We start from the raw sequence: 18,726 nt of genomic DNA on the forward strand, positions 1-18,726 counted from the left end.
GAACCGGCTCAGAACTTGTTGCGGGGCGTGATGCCCAGCGTCATGCCGGCCAGCCCGCGCTGCCGGCCGCCCAGCTTGCCGGCGATGGAGCGCAGTGCGGCGCCCGCGGGGGAGTCGGGGTCGGAGAGCACCACCGGCCGGCCGTCGTCGCCGCCCTCGCGGAGCCGGACGTCGATCGGGATGGAGCCCAGCACCGGCACGGTCGCCCCGGTGGTGCGGGTGAGCCCGTCCGCGACGGTCTGCCCGCCGCCGGTGCCGAACACGTCGACCATCTCACCGCAGTGCGGGCAGGGCAGCCCGGCCATGTTCTCCACCACGCCCGCGATCTTCTGGTGGGTCTGCACGGCGATCGAGCCGGCCCGCTCGGCCACCTCGGCGGCGGCCTGCTGCGGGGTGGTCACCACCAGGATCTCCGCATTGGGCACCAACTGGGCCACCGAGATCGCGATGTCCCCGGTGCCCGGCGGCAGGTCCAGCAGCAGCACGTCGAGGTCGCCCCAGAACACGTCGGCCAGGAACTGCTGGAGGGCCCGGTGCAGCATCGGGCCCCGCCACACCACGGGGGCGTTGCCGGGGGTGAACATCCCGATGGAGATCACCTTCACCCCGTGCGCCGAGGGCGGCATGATCATGTTCTCGACCTGGGTGGGCCGCCCCTCGGCGCCCAGCATCCGCGGGACCGAGTGCCCGTAGATGTCGGCGTCCACCACGCCGACCTTCAGGCCGTCGGCGACCATCGCCGCCGCGAGGTTCACCGTCACGGACGACTTGCCGACCCCGCCCTTGCCGGAGGCGACCGCGTACACCCGGGTCAGCGAGCCCGGCTTGGCGAACGGCACCTCGCGTTCGGCCTGCCCGCCCCGGAGCGCCGCCGCCAGGTCCTTGCGCTGCTCGTCGCTCATCACGTCCAGACGGACGTCCACCCGGGTGACGCCCTCGACCCGCTGGACGGCCTCGGTCACGTTGGTGGTGATGGTCTCGCGCATCGGGCAGCCGGAGACCGTGAGGTAGACGGTCACGGCGACGGCGCCGTCCGCGCCGATCTCCACCGATTTGACCATCCCCAGTTCGGTGATGGGTCGCTGGATCTCGGGGTCGTTCACCGTCGCCAGTGCCTCGCGCACCGCGTCTTCCGTAGCCATACCGTCGATGGTACGGCGCCCGGACACGGGCCCGGCAAGACCGTCGGCCCGGACCTACGGCTCTGCTCCGTCCCGCCCCGGGAGCCGCCCCTCCCCGGGGCCCGCGGCCCGGGGCCGGCGCTCGTCCAGCTCCCTCAGCAACCCCTCCAGCTCGGAACGCATCCAGTCCCGGGTGGCGACCTCGCCGAGGCCGGTGCGCAGCGCCGCCACCTCCCGGCTCAGGTACTCGGTGTCGGCGATCGAGCGTTCGTTCTGCTTGCGGTCCTGCTCCAGGTTGACCCGGTCCCGGTCGTCCTGCCGGTTCTGCGCCAGCAGGATCAGCGGGGCCGCGTACGACGCCTGGAGCGACAGCGCCAGGGTCAGGAAGATGAACGGGTACTCGTCGAAGCGCAACCCGGCCGGCGCCCAGATGTTCCACACCACCCAGCACAGGATGGTGAACGACATCCAGACGATGAACCGCCCGGTGCCCAGGAACCGGGCGATCCGCTCGGTCAGCCGGCCGAACGCGTCCGGGTCGTACTCGGGCCACAGCCGTCTGCGCGGCGCCAACGGCTGGTCCAGCCGCACCCGCGGCCGGGCCTGCTCCCGGTGCTCCCGCTCACTCGCCATGGCCGCGCGCCCCCTCGTCGTTCGCCCCGGGGCCCGGGGCCAGCTCGTGGAACTCCTGCTCGCGCCAGTCCTCGGGCAGCAGGTGGTCCAGCACGTCGTCCACGGTCACCGCGCCCAACAGCGAGCCGTCGTCGTCCACCACCGGCGCGGCCACCATGTCGTAGGTGGCGAAGAACCCGGCGACCACCGGCAGCGAGTCCTGCGGGGAGAGCGCCTGGAGGTCGTCGTCGAGGATCGAGCTGACCAGCGTGTACGGGGGGTCCCGCAGCAGCCGCTGGAAGTGCACGGTCCCCAGGTACTTGCCGGTCGGCGTCTCGTCGGGCGGGCGGCACACGTACACCTGGGCGGCCAGCGCCGGCGAGAGGTCGGGGTTGCGCACCCGGGCCAGGGCGTCGGCGACCGTCGCGTCCGGCCGCAGCACCACCGGTTCGGTCGTCATCAACCCGCCCGCCGTGCGCTCCTCGTACGCCATCAGCCGCCGCATGTCCGCCGCGTCCCCCGGCTGCATCAGGCTCAGCAGCCGCTCCTGGTCCGACTCCGGCAGCTCGGCGAGCAGGTCGGCCGCGTCGTCCGGGTCCATCGCCTCCAGCACGTCCGCGGCCCGCTCCTCCTGGAGCTTGCCGAGGATCTCGATCTGGTCGTCCTCCGGCAACTCCTCCAGGACGTCCGCCAACCGGTCGTCGTCGAGGGCCGCGGCCACCTCGGCACGCCGCTTGGGCGACAGGTGGTGCAGCACGTTCGCCAGGTCGGCCGGGCGCAACTGCTCGAAGGTGGCGAGCAGCGTCTCCGCGCCCTGACCCTGCTCGTCCAGCGAGAAGCCGGTGACGGCGTCCCAGCCGACGGTCAGCGTCTCGCCCTTGCTCCGTCGGAAGCCCGCCGTGCGGTGCGGGGCGCCCCGCCGGACGAAGACCCGGTCCACCTCCCAGTCCCGGCGGGTCGGCAGCTGCCGCACCGACAGGTCGAGCACGGTGACCTCCTCACCGGTCTCCACCAACCGCACCCGCCGGTCCAGCAGCTCCCCGAACACCAGCCGCTCGGTCGGCCGCTGCTCGAAGCGCCGGACGTTCAGCACCCCGGTGGTGAGCACCTGGCCGGCCTGGATGCCGGTCACCCGGGTCATCGGCAGGAAGATCCGGCGCCGCGAGGTCAGCTCCACCACCAACCCCAGCAGCCGGGGCGGCCGGTGCGCCACCCGCACCATCGCGACCAGGTCCCGCACCCGGCCCACGTGGTCCCCACCGGGGTCGAAGACCGTGACGCCCGACAGGTGCGAGACGAAGATCCGGCGGGCGCCCGCTGCCATGACCGTGCCTCCCGGGTGAACGCGTGCCGCCGTGTCGAAGCGGCCCTTCTTGCTGTTTGTCCGGTAATTCGTGCTTCAGGCTAGCCCGTCCGGGTAGGCGCCGCCCGTCCACACGGCCGGTGAGGCTGGGTCCGGAGTGCGTGCACGACACCGGTACGCTGCGGTCCACCGCCCCTGATCGCGGCGGCCCCCGTACGAGAGGCAGCCCCGTCTGTGTCAGCGGTTCCCCTGCGCCGGGGTCGGCGCGCGGTGATGATGAGCGCGGCGAGCGCCGGCCTGGCGGCCGTCCTCGCCGGCCTCACCGGGTGCAGCAGCAGCGACCCCGTGGACCCCGACAAGGGCACCAACGGCGTCGGCAAGCTGACGCCCGCCGAGATCCAGAGCCGGACCCGGGCCGCCGCCGGGGCCGCGACCTCGGTGCGCCTGTCGGGCACCATCCTGGTCAAGGACGAGAGCTACCGCCTGGACATGCGGCTCTCCGAACGGGGCGGCACCGGCTCGGTGCGCTCCAAGGACAGCACCTTCCGCCTGCTGAAGGTGGAGGACCAGCTCTACCTGAAGGCCGACTCCTCGTTCTGGACCCACGAGGGGGACGGCGGCGGCCCCGCCGACCGGGCCGCCGCCGAGAAGCTGGACGGCAAGTACGTCAAGGTGCCCGACGACGACCCGACCTACCAACGGCTGAGCGGCTTCGCCGCGATGGACGTGCTGTTGGACGGGCTGGTCACCCTGCACGGCACCCTGGAGAAGGGCGAACGGGGCAGCACCGGCGGCACCAAGAGCATCCGGCTCACCGGGGACAAGGGCGCCGGCGGCACCCTCGACGTCTCCCTGGAGGGCCGCCCCTTCCCGCTGCGCCTGGTGCGCGGCGGCAAGGCGGGCACCCTCAGCCTCACCGACTGGAACGCGGAGTTCCCGCTCCAGAAGCCCGAGCCGTCCGAAGTGGTCGACTACGGGCGGGGCCTGCCGGTCACCTGACGGGACCCCGGGGCGCCGCTCAGCGCCCGCGCCGGCCGAACAACAGCCGGGGCAGCCCCGCCGGCACCGGCCGACGGGTGGTCACCGGGCTCGCCGGCGGGGCCGCGGCCAGCGAACCGGTCGGGGTCCGGGGGTCCACCGCGCCGGGCTCCAGGCGCACCACCCGGCACTCCCGGGCCCAGCGCTCGGGCGCCGCCTCGCCGTCCGGTGCGTTCAGCCGCTTGCCCTTCAACGCGGCGACCGCGGCCGTCCACTCCTCGCCCCCGGGGCGCAGCTCCACCACCCGGGCGGACCAGGCGACCAGCCGCCCGCCCTTGTCCTTGCTGCGCACGGTGACGGTCGCGGCGCCCCCGTCGACCAACCCCGGCAGCGGCTGCTCGCCGGGTCCGTCGCCCAGCAGGTGCACGGCGCCCTCGTGCCACACGTGCCACAGCGGGCGGTCCGGGCCGGTGGCGCCCCGCACCCAGACCAGGCCGGACTTCTTCGCGCTCTCCTCGACGAGGGCCCGGTCCAGCGGTGATTGCGTCATGGGCCCAGGGTAGGCGGCACCCGCCCGCCGGGTCACAGCCAGCCGTTGCGCTTCAGGGTGCGGTGGATGGCGAAGCAGATCACGACCGTCACCCCGAGCACCATCGGATAGCCGTACTGCCAGCGCAATTCGGGCATGTGGTCGAAGTTCATGCCGTACACCCCGCACACCATCGTCGGCACGGCGATGATCGCCGCCCAGGAGGTGATCTTCCGCATGTCCTCGTTCTGCGCGACCGAGGCCTGCGCCAGGTTGGCCTGGAGGATCGAGTTCAACAGCTCGTCGAAACCGAGGACCTGCTCCTGGACCTGGGCCAGGTGGTCGGCCACGTCCCGGAAGTACTTCTGGATGTCCGGGTCGACCAGCCGCATCGGCCGCTCGCTCAGCAACTGCATCGGCCGCACCAGCGGGGCCACCGCCCGCTTGAACTCCAGCACCTCCCGCTTGAGCTGGTAGATCCGCCCGGCGTCCACGCCGCGGGCGGTCCCGCTCCGGCCCGGCGTGAACACCTCCGTCTCCACCTCGTCCACGTCGTCCTGCACCGCTTCGGCGACCGCGAGGTAGCCGTCCACCACGTGGTCGGCGATGCCGTGCAGCACCGCCGAGGGGCCCTTGGCGAGCAACTTCGGTTCGCTCTGGAGGCGGCTGCGCAGCGCCCGCAGCGAGCCCTGCCCCCCGTGCCGCACGGTGATGGCGAAGTCGGGGCCGGTGAAGCACATGACCTCGCCGGTCTCCACGATCGCGCTGGTCGAGGTGAGTTCGTCGTGCTCCAGGTAGTGCACGGTCTTGAAGACCATGAAGAGGGTGTCGTCGTACCGCTCCAGCTTGGGCCGTTGGTGGGCGTGGACCGCGTCCTCGACGGCGAGCGGGTGCAGCCCGAACTCGGCGGCGATCACCGCGAACTCGGCTTCGGTCGGCTCGTGCAGGCCGATCCACGCGAAGCCGCCGTCCCGGCGCACCTGGAGCATCGCCCCGTGCGGGGTGAGGCACTCCGCCGAGTCGACGCGGCGCCCGTCGCGGTAGACGGCGCAGTCCACGATGGCGGAGGGCGTCGCGGGGTCCCGGGTGGTGTCGTAGGCGGTGTCGTCCTTGCGGTGGGCGGGCCGTACGGCGGCACGCAGATCACGGATCATCGACATGGGAAGGCTCCTTCGCACCGTGGCCGCGGGCGACGGGTGGAACTGCCCGGAATGGGGACGTCTCGATCCGGGAGGCTCCGCCGGCTCGTCTGACCGGCGGACGCTCGATGTCGGGCACGTCCACAAAGCGGGGAGCACCGCACCGTCGCGGGGCGGCTTCTTCGCTGGTCGCTACTGCTTCACAACTGCGGGTACTGCGGGCGCGCCGGCGAACGGGGTCGCCGACGCGGTCGTGCGGACACCGGGCCGAGCAGGCGGACGCGGACGGTCGGACCGTACGGGCCGGTGGGAACGGCGGCTCTTCCGGCACGCGATCGAGTGCCCGAACGGGCGGGCCGGACGGTCGGGTCCGGGGACGCGGAAGGGGCCGGGAACCGGACGGTCCGTCGAGAGGGGACCGGACCGGCGGGAACCGCGAAGCTACCGACAGCGGCGGGAAGAGCGGGTCGTACTGCACGGTCGACTTCGATCCATGACAACCCCACCTCCTCCGGCCGGTCCCCCGTGAGGGATGTCCAAGGCGTCGGGGGCACGAGCGCGACGCCGATGCGTGCGGCTGGGACGACCACCCCGAACAGCGGCCAAGACTAGCAGCCGGTTGACGTGTCAAGGGCCCGCGCCCGCCGTTCGCTACGCGCCCCTGACACCCCGCCCGGGGCGTCCGCACCGGCCGGCACCCCCGTGACGTGCGGATTCTGACGGGCCCTCACCGCGGGGCGACGCGCCTATGCTCACCGGCATGCCAGATGTTCTCGCGCTCGTCGACGCCCGTTTGCGCACGGTTCTCGGCGAACCGGACGCCCGGGCCGCCGTCACCTTCCTCGGCACCGACCGCATCGAGGTCCTCCGCTTCGCGGCAGCCGAGGCCGCCGACCCCGACGCGCGGTACGTGCGGTACGTGACCCTCGGCATGTCCGCCCGGCCGATGACCGACCCGACCGCGGTGCTCGCCGACCCCGACCGCGGTCCCCGCGCCGAACTCGTCCTCACCGTGCGCGGCCAACGCGCCGACACCGACCGGGTGCTGCGCCCGCTGGCCGTGCTGGCCGCCAGCCCCCAGGTCGAGGGCGTGGTGGTGGCCCCGGGCGCCTCGCTGGACACCGGCGCCCCGCTCTGGCCGGGAGCCCCCTTCACCTCCGTCCTGGTGGCCGAACCCGGGGGGTTGGTCCCCGATCTGGAGCTCGATCCGCCGAGGGACCCGGTCGTCTTCCTGCCGCTGCTGCCGATGACCCCGAACGAGGCCGCGTGGAAGCGGGTGCACGGTGCGGGCGCCCTGCACGAACGCTGGCTGGCGCACGGAACCGACCTGCGGGATCCGTTGCGGGCGGGCGTTCCACTGGACTGATCGCACCGCCCCTCCGGGCCCCCGCGCAGTCGGGTGATCATCCTTTGATCTTCCTTGACTCGCGGGCGGCCAAGGGGGACCGTTGGGCGGTATGAGGGGCGAACCCACTTGCCCGAAGTGCGGTGGCCGGGTCAGGGCTCCCGGACTCTTCGCCGATGCCTGGCAGTGCGCCGTGCACGGCGCGGTGCAGCCGTTCCAGCCCGTGATCCCGCCCAGTGTGGAAGCCCTCGGCGTGGTCGTGGACCGCGCCCGGGTCCCCGTCTGGATGCCGTGGCCGCTCCCGGTCGGTTGGCTGTTCACCGGAGTGGGTCACGCCGGCGACGACCGCGGCGGCGGCCGGGCCACCGTGGTGGCCTGCTCGGGCCCCGGACCGCTCGGCGGCATGGGGGAGCTGCTGCTCGTCGCCGAGGAGTTGGGCATCGGGCTCGGCGCCCGCTACGCCGGAGTGGACGGCCCCGACCCCGGTCCGTACATCAGCGTGGAGAAGCCCCCGGAGGCCAAGGTCCTGGCGTCCGGGCGGCCCACCGCGCTGTGGCACGTCCCGGGCGCGCCCCCGGACCGCGCGGTCTTCGCCGGGGAGGCCCGCGGACTGTGGCTGTGGGCGGTGGTCTGGCCGGAACAGTCCGGACTGCTGATGTACGACGAACTGGTGCTGACCGACCTGCGGGACGCCGGCGCCGAGGTGGACCTGTTGCCGTGCGGGGCGCTCTCCCCGCGACTCCTGTCGCGCTGAGCGGGCTCCCCCGGGCGTGTGGCCAGGGCGACAGTCCCGGGACGACGCAGGGGGGTCGCGGACGGTTATCCTTGGGTGTCCGCGTGTTCTGCGTTCCCCGGGAACGGCCGAGTCGGTTGGGAGTCCGTCGTGCGCATCGATCTGCACACCCACTCCACCGCCTCCGACGGCACCGACACCCCCGCCGAGCTGGTCCGCAGGGCCGCCGCGGGCGGACTCGACGTCATCGCGCTCACCGACCACGACACCACCCGCGGCCACGCCGAGGCGGTCGCCGCCCTGGCGGGGGTCGAGGGGCTGACCCTGGTCCCCGGCGCCGAACTCTCCTGCCGACTCGACGGCATCGGCCTGCACATGCTGGCCTACCTGTTCGACCCGGTCGAGCCCGAGCTGCTGGCCCAACGCGAACTGGTCCGCGACGACCGGGTGCCCCGCGCCCGCGGCATGGTGGCCCGGCTCCAGGAACTCGGGGTGCCGGTGACCTGGGAACAGGTCGCCCGGATCGCGGGCGACGGCTCGGTGGGCCGGCCGCACATCGCGGAGGCGCTGGTCGAACTGGGAGTGGTGGCCTCGGTGTCCGAGGCGTTCGTCCCCCAGTGGATCGGCGACGGCGCCCGCGCCTACGTCGCCAAGCACGAACTCGACCCCTTCGAGGCCGTCCGCCTGGTCAAGGCCGCCGGCGGGGTCACCGTCTTCGCGCACCCCGGTGCGGCACGGCGCGGGGCGATCGTCTCCGACGAGGTGATCGCCTCCCTCGCCGCCGCCGGCCTCGACGGCATCGAGGTCGACCACATGGACCACGAGCCCGCCACCCGGGCCCGGCTGCGCGGACTCGCCGCCGAACTCGGGCTGCTGGTCACCGGCTCCAGTGACTACCACGGCACCCGCAAGACCTGTGTGCTCGGGGAGTTCACCACGGACCCCGAGATCTACGGGGAGATCACCCGGCGCGCGACCGGCGCCTTCCCGGTGCCCGGCGCCGGGGGAGCCCCCCGCAGCACCGGCTGACACCGGTCCCCGAGGACCGATGCGCCCGTAGCGCTCTCCGCCGTCCCGACCGTCCTTCCCCCCGCGCCGTCGTGCGCCGGGACGACCCGGTCCGGTGCGCCTGCGCTTCCCCCCTCACCGCCCCACCCCCGCTCACGCGCCCACCCCCAGGGCGCGCGTACCGCTCCGAGCGCCGCCCGAGTGCGCCCGCTCCCTTCCGCAAGGCACTACGTACCGTGTTCGACCTCGCTGTGTTCGGATCCCTGTTCCTGACCCTCTTCGTGATCATGGATCCGCCGGGGATCACCCCGATCTTCCTCGCGCTCACCGCCGGACGCCCCGCCCGCGTCCAGAAGCGGATGGCCTTCCAGGCCGTCTGCGTGGCCCTCGGCGTGATCGTCCTGTTCGGACTGCTCGGCCACGAGATCCTCACCTACCTGCACATCTCCGTACCCGCGCTGATGATCGCGGGCGGACTGCTGCTCCTGCTGATCGCGCTGGACCTGCTCACCGGCAAGACCGACGAACCGAAGCAGACCAAGGACGTCAACGTCGCCCTCGTCCCGCTCGGGATGCCGCTGCTCGCCGGGCCCGGAGCCATCGTCTCGGTGATCCTCGCCGTGCAGAAGGCCGACACCGTGGGCGCCCAGGTGTCGGTGTGGACGGCGATCCTCGCCATCCACGCGGTGCTCTGGGTCGCCATGCGCTATTCGCTGCTGGTCATCCGGGTCATCAAGGACGGCGGCGTGGTCCTGGTGACCCGACTCGCGGGCATGCTGCTGTCCGCCATCGCTGTGCAACAGATCATCAACGGCGTCACCCAGGTCGTCCAGGGAGCCTGACCCCCCGCACGCCCGAGGGGCCCACCGCCGCTACGAGGCGGACGGCTCGGCCGGGCGGATGTACAGGCGCTGCCCCACGGCTGCGGCCTGCTGCACGATCCGGTTGACGGAGGCGGCGTCCACGACGGTCGAGTCCTCGGCGGTGCCGTCGACGTCGTTCAGGCGCATGATCTCGAAGCGCATGGCTTCTCCCTTCGTCTGCGTGATCCTCCCCCGAGGGGGAGAACTGGTCTGCGGACCGGACAACCCATGATCCCCGCCGTTCGACGACGGTGCCAGGTGAGCCGGTCCACCAAGAGGGCGACGCACGGTCCCGGCCCGTTCGAGCAGGGGGAACCGGCCGTGCGGTCACGAACGGTCCAACACCCTGCGAGCCGGATTCATTCCCTACACTAAAGAAAATTTTCGATGGGCTAATGACCTGGTCGGAGGCGGCTTGTGTCCGCTCCGCGACCGCCCCGAGAATGAAGACGATGAGCAAGGAACAACCGGGCGCGCCCCGGCCAGCACCGCACGGCACGGAGCACGGACCCCCCGAGGCACGGAACGCGGACCCCCGCGCGAAGGGAGGCGCGGACGAGGAATCGGCGCTCGCCGTCGTGCTGGCCCGGCTCGACCACACCAACGACCTGCTGCGCCGCATGGTCGCCGAGGTCGCGAAGACCCCCGCCACGCACGCGATCTTCGTGGACGCCGGCTACGTCTACGCGGCGGCGGGCCGCCTCGTCGCGGGCACCGAGGACAGACGGGCCTTCGACCTCGACGCCGAGGGGCTGATCGAAGCGCTCATCGACCGGGCCCGCACCATCTTCGCGGACAGCCGGCTCCTACGCGTGTACTGGTACGACGGCGCCCGACGACGCATCCACACCACCGAGCAGCAGTCCATCGCCGAACTCCCCGACGTCAAGGTCAGGCTCGGCAACCTCAACGCCAACAACCAGCAGAAGGGCGTCGACTCCCTGATCCGCAGCGACCTGGAGTCCCTCGCCCGGCACCGCGCGATCAGCGACGCGGCCCTGATCGGCGGGGACGAGGACCTCGTCTCGGCGGTGGAGGCCGCCCAGGGGTACGGGGCCCGGGTGCACCTGTGGGGCGTCGAGGCACCCGAGGGACGCAACCAGGCCGAACCACTGCTGTGGGAGGTGGACAGCCAACGCGTCTTCGACCTGGAGTTCTTCAAACCGTACGTCTCCCGGCGGACCGTCGTCCCGCACGACCAGCCGAACGTCCCGCGCCCCACCCGGGAACAGATGCGGTTCGCGGGGGCGCAGATCGCCGCCCAGTGGCTCCCCGCCCGGGGCCGGGACGCGCTGGCCGAGCTGCTGCCCGGCCACCCCTACCTACCGGGCTCGGTGGACCAGGACCTGCTGGTGGAGGCCGAGCGGCTGTTGCAGTACTCCCTGCGCGGCCAGTCGGACCTGCGGCGCAGCCTGCGCGAGGGGTTCTGGGAGCACCTGCGCACCCTGTACTGAGGCCGTCAGCCGGGGACGGCGTCCCAGAAGTCGGCGAGGGCGGCGGCCGTGGGCCTGGGGCGCTCGACGTTGGGGGAGTGCTCGGCCCCCGCGACCACCGTGCGCCGTGCGCCCATCCGGACCGCCATGTCGTCCATGAGCGGCACCGGCCAGGTGTCGTCCCGCTCGCCGGACAGCACGTGCCGGGGCAGGTCCAGCGCCGCCAACTCGGCGACCCGGTCCGGCTCGACGCACAACTGCCGTCCGGCGGCGACGATCTGCGCGGGGCTGGTGCGCAGCCAACGGGTCCGCAGTGCCGCGGCCCGGGCGCCGTCCTCGGCCGTGGCGGGGCCGGCGTCCTCGGGGGGCGGGGCCTCCATGGACTGCATCGCCTCCCACACCCGGGCCATGTCGAGGGAGCCGAGGGCCTCCCGCAGCAGCGCCACCCGCTGCTGCTGGGGCGCGGATATCCCGGCGGGGCCGGACGCCATCAGGGTCAGCGAGGCGAACGCTCCGGGGGCGGCCAGCACTGCGGCCCGGGCGACGAGCCCGCCGAAGGAGTGCCCCAGCAGATGGAGCGGCCCGGCCCCCGAGAGGGCTTCCCGTTGGGCCAGTACATCGCGGACCAACTCCCCCTGGGCGTAGGGGGATTCGTCGTTCCGCGGCCCGTCCGTCTGGTACTGCCCGCGGCCGTCCACGGCGACGGTGCGGTAGCCGCGGGCGGCCAGCGGCAGCATCAGGTCGAGGAAGTCCTCCTTGCTGCCCATGTACCCGGGCAGCAGCAACGCCGTGCCGCGCGGCCGCCCGTCGGCGCCCTGCGCGTCGAGGACGGCGAAGTCGCCGCGGGAGGTGGCGAGCACCCGGGGGAGCACTCCGGCGGGCGGCGAGAACGACGAGGGCCTGCTCATACCCCGAAGGCTAACCGCCACGGGGAGCGACCGCCCCGCCACCCGGTCGGCGCCGGACGCACCGGTGGCCGGAACCGGGCGAGGGCCCGGTTCCGGCCACCGACGTGTGCCGTGTGCCTCGGACTCAGCCCTCGGGGGCCTCGGCCACCTTGCGGGTACGGCGCCGGCGCGGCTTGGCCTCCGGGTCCGCGGCCTCGTTGGCAGCGGGCTCGGCGACCGGCGCCGCGGCCTTCTTGGCCCGGGTGCGCCGGGGCGCCGCCGGGGCGCTCTCGGTGCTCTCGGCGGCCGGGGCGTCGGCGCTCACGGCAGGGGCCTCGGCGGCCTTCCTGGCGCGGGTGCGGCGACGGGGAGCCGCGGCCGGCTCGGTCGCCTCCCCGTCCGTCCCGGTGTCCGCCACGGTGTCCTGGGCGGGCACCACGGCGGCCTTCTTCCGAGTCCGACGGCGGGGAGCGGCCTCCGGCTCGACGACCGCGACCGCGTCCGCCACCGGAGCCTCGACCACGGTCGCTGCCGCCTCGGGGGCCTCGGCCGCCTTGCGGGTGCGACGACGCCGGGGCTTCGCCGGGGCGTCGGCCTCCACGGCGGGGGCCTCGACGGCCGGCGCCTCGGTCACCGCCGCGACGGCGGTCGCCTCGGGCGCGCCGGCCTGACCGGCGGCACCGGCGCGGGTCCGGCGACGGCGGCGGAGCGCCCGCGGCGCCTCCTCGCCGGCCTCGGTGCCCACCGGCGCGGCCGGCTGCTCGACGGACCCGTCGGCGTCGGCCCCCAGCGGGGCGCCGCCCCGGGTGCGCCGGCGACTGCGGGGGGTGCGTGCAGGCCGCTCGCGCTCCGGCGCGGGAGCGCCCCGACCGCCCCGGCCGCGCGGACCCCGACCGGTCTCGCCGAGGTCCTCGACCTCTTCGGCGGCGAGCCCGGCGCGGGTGCGCTCCGAACGCGGCAGGATGCCCTTGGTGCCCTCCGGGATCCGCAGCTCGGAAAAGAGGTGCGGGGAGGTGGAGTAGGTCTCCGGCGGGTCGTTGAACGGCAGGTCCAGCGCCTTGTTGATCAGCTGCCAGCGCGGGATGTCGTCCCAGTCGACCAGGGTGATCGCCGTACCGGAGGCACCGGCGCGACCGGTGCGGCCGATGCGGTGCAGATACGTCTTCTCGTCCTCGGGGGACTGGTAGTTGATCACGTGGGTGACGTTCTCGACGTCGATGCCGCGCGCGGCCACGTCCGTGCAGACCAGCACGTCGACCTTGCCGTTGCGGAAGGCGCGCAGCGCCTGCTCGCGCGCTCCCTGGCCCAGGTCGCCGTGGACGGCGCCGGAGGCGAAGCCGCGGCGCTGGAGCTGCTCGGCGATGTCGGCGGCGGTGCGCTTGGTGCGGCAGAAGACCATCGCCAGCGCCCGGCCCTCGGCCTGGAGGATGCGCGCGACCATCTCCGGCTTGTCCATGGAGTGCGCCCGGTACACGTGCTGCGAGATGTTCGCGACGGTGGCGCCCTCGTCGTCGGGGGCGGTGGCGCGGATGTGCGTCGGCTGCGACATGTAGCGGCGCGCGAGGCCGATCACGGCACCCGGCATCGTCGCGGAGAACAACATCGTCTGGCGCTTCGCCGGAAGCATGTTGATGATCTTCTCGACGTCCGGCAGGAAGCCCAGGTCCAGCATCTCGTCCGCCTCGTCCAGGACGAGACAGCGGATGTGCTTCAGGTCGAGCTTCTTCTGGCCGGCCAGGTCGAGCAGCCGTCCGGGCGTGCCGACGACCACGTCGACGCCCTTCTGCAGGGCCTCGACCTGCGGCTCGTAGGCGCGGCCGCCGTAGATCGCGAGGACCCGCACGTTGCGGACCTTGCCCGCGGTCAGCAGGTCGTTGGTGACCTGCTGGCACAGTTCGCGGGTGGGGACGACGATGAGTGCCTGCGGGGCGTCGGTGAGCTGCTCGGGAGCGGCCCGACCGGCCTCCACGTCGGCGGGGACGGTGACCCGCTCCAGCAGCGGCAGGCCGAAGCCCAACGTCTTGCCGGTGCCGGTCTTGGCCTGGCCGATCACGTCCGTGCCGGAGAGGGCGACGGGGAGGGTCATCTCCTGGATCGGGAACGGGGTGACGATGCCGACGGCTTCCAGCGACTCGGCCGTCTCGGGAAGGATGCCGAGCTCTCGGAACGTCGTGGGCTGTGTGGTGTGCGTAGTCAGGGTGGTGCCTCTTCTGTGAGAGGCGGTACCGAGTGAGCGCTGGGGGTCGTGACCGTGCCGGTGTACCCCCGGCCGCCTTCGCGGGCCGGATGGCGCGGGACCACAGCCGGCGCTCGGAACTCTCGTACCGCTTGAGGGCCCCTCCCACTGCGGTGCGCGCGGTGGCGCACCTCCGGGAGGGCTGTCTGGTCGGAGCCGATCGGGCCAGCGACCGGGCATCCTCATTCCTGTGCCCGTCGGGTTCACCGGCCCCGCCCGGGCCCGGTCACCGTGTGGGTGACCCCCGGGGGTACGTCGGCGCGCTCGGCGGGCGCATTACCACCATACCGCGGAATCGTGCGGGTGCGATGGCCGAATTCATCACCCCGTGGTCCGCAACCGGTCGCGCGGCCGCCCGCAGGTCACCGCCGGGAGCGGCGCGGCGGTCGGTGACCAGGGCCTTCCCGCGGTCGCCGCGGGGACTATTGTGCGCTTCATGACGACGCCTGACCACGCCGCTGAAACGCCCGCCGAACCCACCGGGGTCGCCGCCCAGGACTGGGACCGGGCCTCCGCGGACCCCCAGTACCGGGCCGCGGTCGTCGACCTGCTGGGCGCGCTCGCCTACGGTGAACTGGCGGCGTTCGAACGGCTCGCGGAGGACGCCAAGCTCGCCCCGACCCTCGCCGACAAGGCGGCCCTCGCCAAGATGGCGTCCGCGGAGTTCACCCACTTCGAGCGGTTGCGGGACCGGCTCGCGGCGATCGGCGCCGAGCCCACCGAGGCGATGGACCCGTTCGTCGCCGCGCTCGACGGCTTCCACCGCCAGACCGCCCCGTCCGACTGGCTGGAAGGGCTGGTCAAGGCGTACGTCGGCGACTCCATCGCGAGCGACTTCTACCGGGAGGTCGCCGTCCGGCTCGACTCCGACACCCGGGCCCTGGTCCTCGCGGTGCTCGACGACACCGGCCACGGCGGGTTCGCCGTGGAGAAGGTGCGGGCGGCGATCGACGCCGACCCCCGGGTCGGCGGACGGCTCGCCCTGTGGGCCCGGCGGCTGATGGGCGAAGCGCTCTCCCAGTCCCAGCGGGTGGTCGCCGAACGCGACGCCCTGTCGACGATGCTGGTGGGCGGTGTCGCGGACGGCTTCGACCTCGCCGAGGTCGGACGGATGTTCTCCCGGATCACCGAGGCCCACACCAAGCGGATGGCCGCACTGGGCCTCGCCGCCTGAGCCGCTCCGGACGCTGCCCTCAGACCGGGGCCGACCGGCGCACCTGGTGGGGTCGGCGCAACAGGAGGGACAACAGGGCCGCGGCCAGCGCCCCGGCACCCACCAGGGTGGTGGCGGCCCCCGGGTCCCCCAGCGCGGTGCGCGTCACGAAGACGCCGAGCAGACTGCCCACCACCCCCGTCACCACCACCAGACGGGCCGCCGGCAGCCGCTCCGCCCGCAGTCGCAGCACGGCCAGTGCGAGACCCAGCCCGATCACCGCGGCGCCCGCCGTCGTCCACACCATCGAGGCCCCTCCCGCACGTCCACCGCGTCCGTCACGCGTGCACCCGGTCTACCCCCCTCGACCTGCGCGCAACCCTGTGCGCCCCCGGGCACGGACCCCCAACGCGCGAAGGCGGTGCGGCCCGGGAGACGTCCCGGACCACACCGCCTCCGCACCCGGTGCGGTAGTCGCCTACAGGGCGCTGAAGCCCACCTTGCGCTGCGTCGGCTCGCCGATCTCCACGTACGCGAGCCGGTCCGCCGGCACGAGCACCTTGCGGCCGTGGTCGTCCACGAGGCTCAGCAGTCGCGCCTTGCCGGACAGCGCCTCGGCCACCGCGGTCTCGACCTCCTCGGCGGTCTGGCCGCTCTCCAGAACGATCTCGCGGGGCGCGTGCTGCACGCCGATCTTGACCTCCACGGCCTGTCCCTCCGACGGTCATTGAAGTGCGCGACCCTCCGCGCCGTACCTGGCACACCCTAGCCCGGTGCAGCCGGGGGCAAGCCACGACCTCGGCACGCCGGTAGCGAACAGCGGACGGGAACATCCGAGCGGGCCGCCGGTGTTCCCGGCGCCCCCACCGGGCCGCGACCGCCCCGCGACCACGTGGGGGGGAGGGGGTTCAGGACGCCGCCGCCTCCGTGCCGTGGAGCGGGAAGCCCGCGATGCCGCGCCAGGCCAAGGAAGTGATCAACTGCACCGCCGCGTCCCGCGGGATCTCACTCCCGCTGGCCAGCCAGTAGCGGGCCACCACCTGCGAGACGCCGCCGAGCCCCACCGCGAGGAGCATCGACTCCTCCTTGGACAACCCGGTGTCCTCGGAGATCACCTCGGAGATGGCCTCCGCGCACTGGAGGCTGACCCGCTCCACCCGTTCCCGCACGGCCGGCTCGTTGGTCAGGTCCGACTCGAAGACCAGCCGGAACGCACCGCCCTCGTCCTCCACGTAACCGAAGTAGGCGTCCATCGTGGCCGCCACCCGCTGCTTGTTCTCCGAGGTCGAGGCGAGCGCCCCGCGCACGGCGTGCAACAACGCCTCGCAGTGCTGGTCCAGGAGGGCCAGGTACAGTTCGAGCTTGCCCGGGAAGTGCTGGTACAGCACCGGCTTGCTGACACCCGCGCGCTCGGCGATGTCGTCCATCGCGGCGGCGTGGTAACCCTGGGCGACGAACACCTCCTGCGCGGCACCCAGCAGCTGGTTCCGCCGGGCCCGCCGCGGCAGGCGGGTGCCCCGCGGGCGGGCCGCGTCTGTCTGCTCGATGGCTGTCACGCCGCCTCCCAAGATCGATCATGTGCGGTGTGCGCCGCGGCGCCCATCGTACTTTCGGGTAACCCCGGACCGCGCGGCGCGGACGCAGGATTTCACGTACCGGACGGGGCACGGAACGTCCCGGACGCAAGGGGGAACCGTACACAGGCCCGCTGCCGCGCGGGGCACGCTCGGGTACGCCGGGTATGCCGGGGACCCGCCGACCCGGTCGCGGCGGACCCGCCCCGGGGTCTCAGCGGTACTCGTCCTCGTTCAACTCCACGACCCGGGCCTGCTCCGCCCGGTCGCCCTCGTCGGCCGAAGCGGGATCGGCCCCCAGACGCGGATCGTCCCGCTCCGGCGCCAGGTCCGCACGCTGCTCCGCGGCGTCCGCCTCCGGCGCCTCCACCCCCAGGTCCTCCGGGGCGTCGGCGCGCCCGGCGGTGTCGGTCGGGTCCTCGGAGCCGTCCCGGGAACCATCGGAACCCGCGCGCCCGCGGTTGGTGGGGTCGGACATGCCGTCCTCCTCTTCTCCGTCGAACTCCCGGCCGGAGGGCCTCCGGGCGGGACTCCCGCACGGGCCCGTTCCGGTCCGGCCCCCGGCAGCGAGGGCGCACGCCCTCCGCTCGTCGGGAGCACTGAGCGCTCGTACGCCCACGCTACGCCGATCTGTGACGCCGAACACGCCGAGCCAGGCGTGATCCTCTCGTAACATTGCCGCATGTCTACGTCCGAGCCCCCGCAGCTGGCCACTGCGGCCGTGCCCCGGGTCGGCGCGGTCAGGGCCGGGGAAGGGGAACGGCTGCGCGCCGTCGAACTCCCCGGACTCTCCCTCACCGTCCGCTCGCGGTCCACCGCCGGACCCGGTCGCCCGCCCGCCCTCTACGTGCACGGACTCGGCGGTTCCTCGCAGAACTGGTCCGCGCTGATGCCGCTGCTCGACGACGTGGTGGACGGAGAGGCACTCGACCTCCCCGGCTTCGGCGACTCTCCGGCACCGTCCGACGGCGCCTACTCCGTCACCGCGCACGCCCGTGCCGTGATCCGGTACCTCGACTCCGCCGGACGGGGCCCCGTCCACCTCTTCGGCAACTCGCTGGGGGGCGCGATCAGCACCCGGGTGGCCGCCGTCCGCCCCGACCTGGTCCGCTCGCTCACCCTGGTTTCCCCGGCACTGCCGGAACTGCGCGTCCAGCGCACCGCCCTCCCCACCGCGCTGCTGGCCGTCCCCGGCGCCGCCGCCCTGTTCACCCGACTGACCAGGAAGTGGACGGCGGAACAACGGGTGCGCGGGGTGCTGGACCTGTGCTGGGGCGACCCGGGGCGGGCCACGCCCGAGGGCTTCGCCGCCGCCGTCGCGGAGATGGAGCACCGGCAGACGCTGCCGCACTTCTGGGACGCCATGGCCCGCACCACCCGGGGCCTCGTCGACGCCTACACCCTCGGCGGGCAGCACGGGCTGTGGCGGCAGGCCGAGCGGGTGCTCGCGCCGACCCTGCTCGTCTACGGCGGACGCGACCGCATGGTGGCGCCCCGCATGGCCGAACGGGCGGCCCGCACCTTCCGGGGATCCCGCCTGCTGACCCTGCCGGACGCCGGGCACGTCGCGATGATGGAGTACCCCGACCACGTCGCCGCAGCCTTCCGAGACCTCCTCGGCGACATCGGGCGGGCCCCGGACGCACACGGTCCGGGACCCCGTCACGACGGCAACCGCACCGTTGTGGCACCCTCCGGTAGGGACGAGTCCGCCGACGCGCAGACGGGGAGCTGAGACGCCGCGTGGGACGCCACAGCCGCAAGGGACCTCCGGCGAAGCCCGGGAGGACCACCACGCCCCCCGCCGCCCCG

At 73.6% G+C, this 18,726-nt stretch carries 20 protein-coding genes; 8 read left to right on the forward strand and 12 right to left on the reverse strand.

Translation table 11 applies throughout. From position 1 onward, the window contains the following. Window positions 1-8 precede the first annotated feature (8 nt). Genes ACSMX9_RS20300 through ACSMX9_RS20310 form a run of 3 tightly spaced genes read right to left on the reverse strand, consistent with a single transcriptional unit; the run spans window position 9 to window position 3,057 of the window. Window positions 9-1,142: an Mrp/NBP35 family ATP-binding protein gene (locus ACSMX9_RS20300; protein WP_445395805.1), complete on the reverse strand. Its 1,134-nt coding sequence runs from the start codon at window positions 1,140-1,142 to the stop codon at window positions 9-11. 54 nt (window positions 1,143-1,196) lie between these two features. Further along, the gene (locus tag ACSMX9_RS20305) at window positions 1,197-1,754 is read right to left on the reverse strand and encodes a DUF1003 domain-containing protein (RefSeq protein WP_351240901.1); all 558 of its coding nucleotides are present in this window, start codon (window positions 1,752-1,754) and stop codon (window positions 1,197-1,199) included. Beyond that, window positions 1,744-3,057 (reverse strand): magnesium transporter MgtE N-terminal domain-containing protein, encoded by a 1,314-nt coding sequence (locus ACSMX9_RS20310; RefSeq protein ID WP_445395807.1) that lies wholly within the window; start codon window positions 3,055-3,057, stop codon window positions 1,744-1,746. The genes ACSMX9_RS20305 and ACSMX9_RS20310 overlap by 11 nt, the downstream gene beginning before the upstream one ends. 213 nt (window positions 3,058-3,270) lie before the next feature. Between ACSMX9_RS20310 and ACSMX9_RS20315 the strand changes: the two genes are divergently transcribed. Then, window positions 3,271-4,035: a hypothetical protein gene (locus tag ACSMX9_RS20315; RefSeq protein WP_445395809.1), complete on the forward strand. Its 765-nt coding sequence runs from the start codon at window positions 3,271-3,273 to the stop codon at window positions 4,033-4,035. A 19-nt stretch (window positions 4,036-4,054) separates the two neighbouring features. Here ACSMX9_RS20315 and ACSMX9_RS20320 read toward each other — a convergent pair whose 3' ends face one another. Together ACSMX9_RS20320 and ACSMX9_RS20325 are read right to left on the reverse strand one after the other, a co-directional pair. Beyond that, window positions 4,055-4,564, reverse strand: coding sequence for a hypothetical protein (locus ACSMX9_RS20320; RefSeq protein WP_445395811.1), 510 nt, complete (start codon window positions 4,562-4,564; stop codon window positions 4,055-4,057). A 32-nt stretch (window positions 4,565-4,596) separates the two neighbouring features. Further along, window positions 4,597-5,703 (reverse strand): magnesium and cobalt transport protein CorA, encoded by a 1,107-nt coding sequence (locus ACSMX9_RS20325; RefSeq protein ID WP_351240909.1) that lies wholly within the window; start codon window positions 5,701-5,703, stop codon window positions 4,597-4,599. A gap of 739 nt (window positions 5,704-6,442) precedes the next feature. Here ACSMX9_RS20325 and ACSMX9_RS20330 point away from each other — a divergent pair. The 4 genes from ACSMX9_RS20330 (at window position 6,443) to ACSMX9_RS20345 (ending at window position 9,610) form a co-directional block, all read left to right on the forward strand. Further along, the gene (locus ACSMX9_RS20330) at window positions 6,443-7,048 is read left to right on the forward strand and encodes a suppressor of fused domain protein (RefSeq protein ID WP_445395813.1); all 606 of its coding nucleotides are present in this window, start codon (window positions 6,443-6,445) and stop codon (window positions 7,046-7,048) included. Between the two features lie 91 nt (window positions 7,049-7,139). Continuing rightward, on the forward strand, window positions 7,140-7,781 hold the full coding sequence (locus tag ACSMX9_RS20335; protein ID WP_445395815.1) for a DUF6758 family protein: 642 nt from the start codon (window positions 7,140-7,142) through the stop codon (window positions 7,779-7,781). 129 nt (window positions 7,782-7,910) lie between these two features. After that, window positions 7,911-8,789: a PHP domain-containing protein gene (locus ACSMX9_RS20340; protein ID WP_445395817.1), complete on the forward strand. Its 879-nt coding sequence runs from the start codon at window positions 7,911-7,913 to the stop codon at window positions 8,787-8,789. A 215-nt stretch (window positions 8,790-9,004) separates the two neighbouring features. Beyond that, window positions 9,005-9,610 carry a MarC family protein gene (locus tag ACSMX9_RS20345; RefSeq protein ID WP_351240917.1) on the forward strand — a complete coding sequence of 202 codons (606 nt, stop codon included), beginning with the start codon at window positions 9,005-9,007 and terminating at the stop codon, window positions 9,608-9,610. Window positions 9,611-9,640: 30 nt separating this feature from the next. Here ACSMX9_RS20345 and ACSMX9_RS20350 read toward each other — a convergent pair whose 3' ends face one another. Further along, entirely contained in the window at window positions 9,641-9,793 is a 153-nt protein-coding gene (locus ACSMX9_RS20350) for a hypothetical protein (RefSeq protein ID WP_366116991.1), read from the reverse strand. A gap of 290 nt (window positions 9,794-10,083) precedes the next feature. Here ACSMX9_RS20350 and ACSMX9_RS20355 point away from each other — a divergent pair, with 290 nt between their 5' ends. After that, complete coding sequence (locus ACSMX9_RS20355; RefSeq protein WP_445395819.1) at window positions 10,084-11,085, forward strand: NYN domain-containing protein; 1,002 nt, start codon at window positions 10,084-10,086, stop codon at window positions 11,083-11,085. Between the two features lie 5 nt (window positions 11,086-11,090). On the opposite strand, the gene ACSMX9_RS20360 is transcribed toward ACSMX9_RS20355, so the two are convergent. Together ACSMX9_RS20360 and ACSMX9_RS20365 are read right to left on the reverse strand one after the other, a co-directional pair. Continuing rightward, on the reverse strand, window positions 11,091-11,972 hold the full coding sequence (locus ACSMX9_RS20360; RefSeq protein WP_445395820.1) for an alpha/beta fold hydrolase: 882 nt from the start codon (window positions 11,970-11,972) through the stop codon (window positions 11,091-11,093). Window positions 11,973-12,096: 124 nt separating this feature from the next. Continuing rightward, window positions 12,097-14,037 (reverse strand): DEAD/DEAH box helicase, encoded by a 1,941-nt coding sequence (locus ACSMX9_RS20365; RefSeq protein WP_445395822.1) that lies wholly within the window; start codon window positions 14,035-14,037, stop codon window positions 12,097-12,099. Window positions 14,038-14,623: 586 nt separating this feature from the next. Here ACSMX9_RS20365 and ACSMX9_RS20370 point away from each other — a divergent pair. Next, entirely contained in the window at window positions 14,624-15,361 is a 738-nt protein-coding gene (locus ACSMX9_RS20370; protein ID WP_445395824.1) for a ferritin-like fold-containing protein, read from the forward strand. 19 nt (window positions 15,362-15,380) lie between these two features. Here ACSMX9_RS20370 and ACSMX9_RS20375 read toward each other — a convergent pair whose 3' ends face one another. The 4 genes from ACSMX9_RS20375 to ACSMX9_RS20390 all read right to left on the reverse strand — a co-directional run bounded on the left by ACSMX9_RS20375 (window position 15,381) and on the right by ACSMX9_RS20390 (window position 17,392). Then, window positions 15,381-15,647 (reverse strand): hypothetical protein, encoded by a 267-nt coding sequence (locus ACSMX9_RS20375; protein ID WP_445395826.1) that lies wholly within the window; start codon window positions 15,645-15,647, stop codon window positions 15,381-15,383. A gap of 171 nt (window positions 15,648-15,818) precedes the next feature. Beyond that, a complete protein-coding gene (locus ACSMX9_RS20380; RefSeq protein ID WP_351240927.1) occupies window positions 15,819-16,046 on the reverse strand; it encodes a DUF3107 domain-containing protein in 228 nt (75 codons plus the stop codon). Window positions 16,047-16,248: 202 nt separating this feature from the next. Further along, window positions 16,249-16,896 carry a TetR/AcrR family transcriptional regulator gene (locus ACSMX9_RS20385; protein WP_351240929.1) on the reverse strand — a complete coding sequence of 216 codons (648 nt, stop codon included), beginning with the start codon at window positions 16,894-16,896 and terminating at the stop codon, window positions 16,249-16,251. Between the two features lie 232 nt (window positions 16,897-17,128). Beyond that, window positions 17,129-17,392, reverse strand: a complete 264-nt coding sequence (locus ACSMX9_RS20390) for a hypothetical protein (RefSeq protein WP_351240931.1) — start codon at window positions 17,390-17,392, stop codon at window positions 17,129-17,131. 204 nt (window positions 17,393-17,596) lie between these two features. Between ACSMX9_RS20390 and ACSMX9_RS20395 the strand changes: the two genes are divergently transcribed. After that, window positions 17,597-18,649 (forward strand): alpha/beta fold hydrolase, encoded by a 1,053-nt coding sequence (locus ACSMX9_RS20395; RefSeq protein ID WP_445395828.1) that lies wholly within the window; start codon window positions 17,597-17,599, stop codon window positions 18,647-18,649. Window positions 18,650-18,726: the final 77 nt, after the last annotated feature.

Source organism: Streptomyces sp. LE64, assembly GCF_052606915.1.

What these genes read in the sequence shown, in the direction of transcription:
- ACSMX9_RS20300 (WP_445395805.1), bottom strand. Translation starts at nt 1,142, where the DNA reads ATGGCTACGGAAGACGCGGTGCGCGAGGCACTGGCGACGGTGAACGAC.
- ACSMX9_RS20305 (WP_351240901.1), bottom strand. Translation starts at nt 1,754, where the DNA reads ATGGCGAGTGAGCGGGAGCACCGGGAGCAGGCCCGGCCGCGGGTGCGG.
- ACSMX9_RS20310 (WP_445395807.1), bottom strand. Translation starts at nt 3,057, where the DNA reads ATGGCAGCGGGCGCCCGCCGGATCTTCGTCTCGCACCTGTCGGGCGTC.
- ACSMX9_RS20320 (WP_445395811.1), bottom strand. Translation starts at nt 4,564, where the DNA reads ATGACGCAATCACCGCTGGACCGGGCCCTCGTCGAGGAGAGCGCGAAG.
- ACSMX9_RS20325 (WP_351240909.1), bottom strand. Translation starts at nt 5,703, where the DNA reads ATGTCGATGATCCGTGATCTGCGTGCCGCCGTACGGCCCGCCCACCGC.
- ACSMX9_RS20330 (WP_445395813.1), top strand. Translation starts at nt 6,443, where the DNA reads ATGCCAGATGTTCTCGCGCTCGTCGACGCCCGTTTGCGCACGGTTCTC.
- ACSMX9_RS20335 (WP_445395815.1), top strand. Translation starts at nt 7,140, where the DNA reads ATGAGGGGCGAACCCACTTGCCCGAAGTGCGGTGGCCGGGTCAGGGCT.
- ACSMX9_RS20350 (WP_366116991.1), bottom strand. Translation starts at nt 9,793, where the DNA reads ATGCGCTTCGAGATCATGCGCCTGAACGACGTCGACGGCACCGCCGAG.
- ACSMX9_RS20355 (WP_445395819.1), top strand. Translation starts at nt 10,084, where the DNA reads ATGAGCAAGGAACAACCGGGCGCGCCCCGGCCAGCACCGCACGGCACG.
- ACSMX9_RS20360 (WP_445395820.1), bottom strand. Translation starts at nt 11,972, where the DNA reads ATGAGCAGGCCCTCGTCGTTCTCGCCGCCCGCCGGAGTGCTCCCCCGG.
- ACSMX9_RS20365 (WP_445395822.1), bottom strand. Translation starts at nt 14,037, where the DNA reads ATGACCCTCCCCGTCGCCCTCTCCGGCACGGACGTGATCGGCCAGGCC.
- ACSMX9_RS20370 (WP_445395824.1), top strand. Translation starts at nt 14,624, where the DNA reads ATGACGACGCCTGACCACGCCGCTGAAACGCCCGCCGAACCCACCGGG.
- ACSMX9_RS20375 (WP_445395826.1), bottom strand. Translation starts at nt 15,647, where the DNA reads ATGGTGTGGACGACGGCGGGCGCCGCGGTGATCGGGCTGGGTCTCGCA.
- ACSMX9_RS20390 (WP_351240931.1), bottom strand. Translation starts at nt 17,392, where the DNA reads ATGTCCGACCCCACCAACCGCGGGCGCGCGGGTTCCGATGGTTCCCGG.
- ACSMX9_RS20395 (WP_445395828.1), top strand. Translation starts at nt 17,597, where the DNA reads ATGTCTACGTCCGAGCCCCCGCAGCTGGCCACTGCGGCCGTGCCCCGG.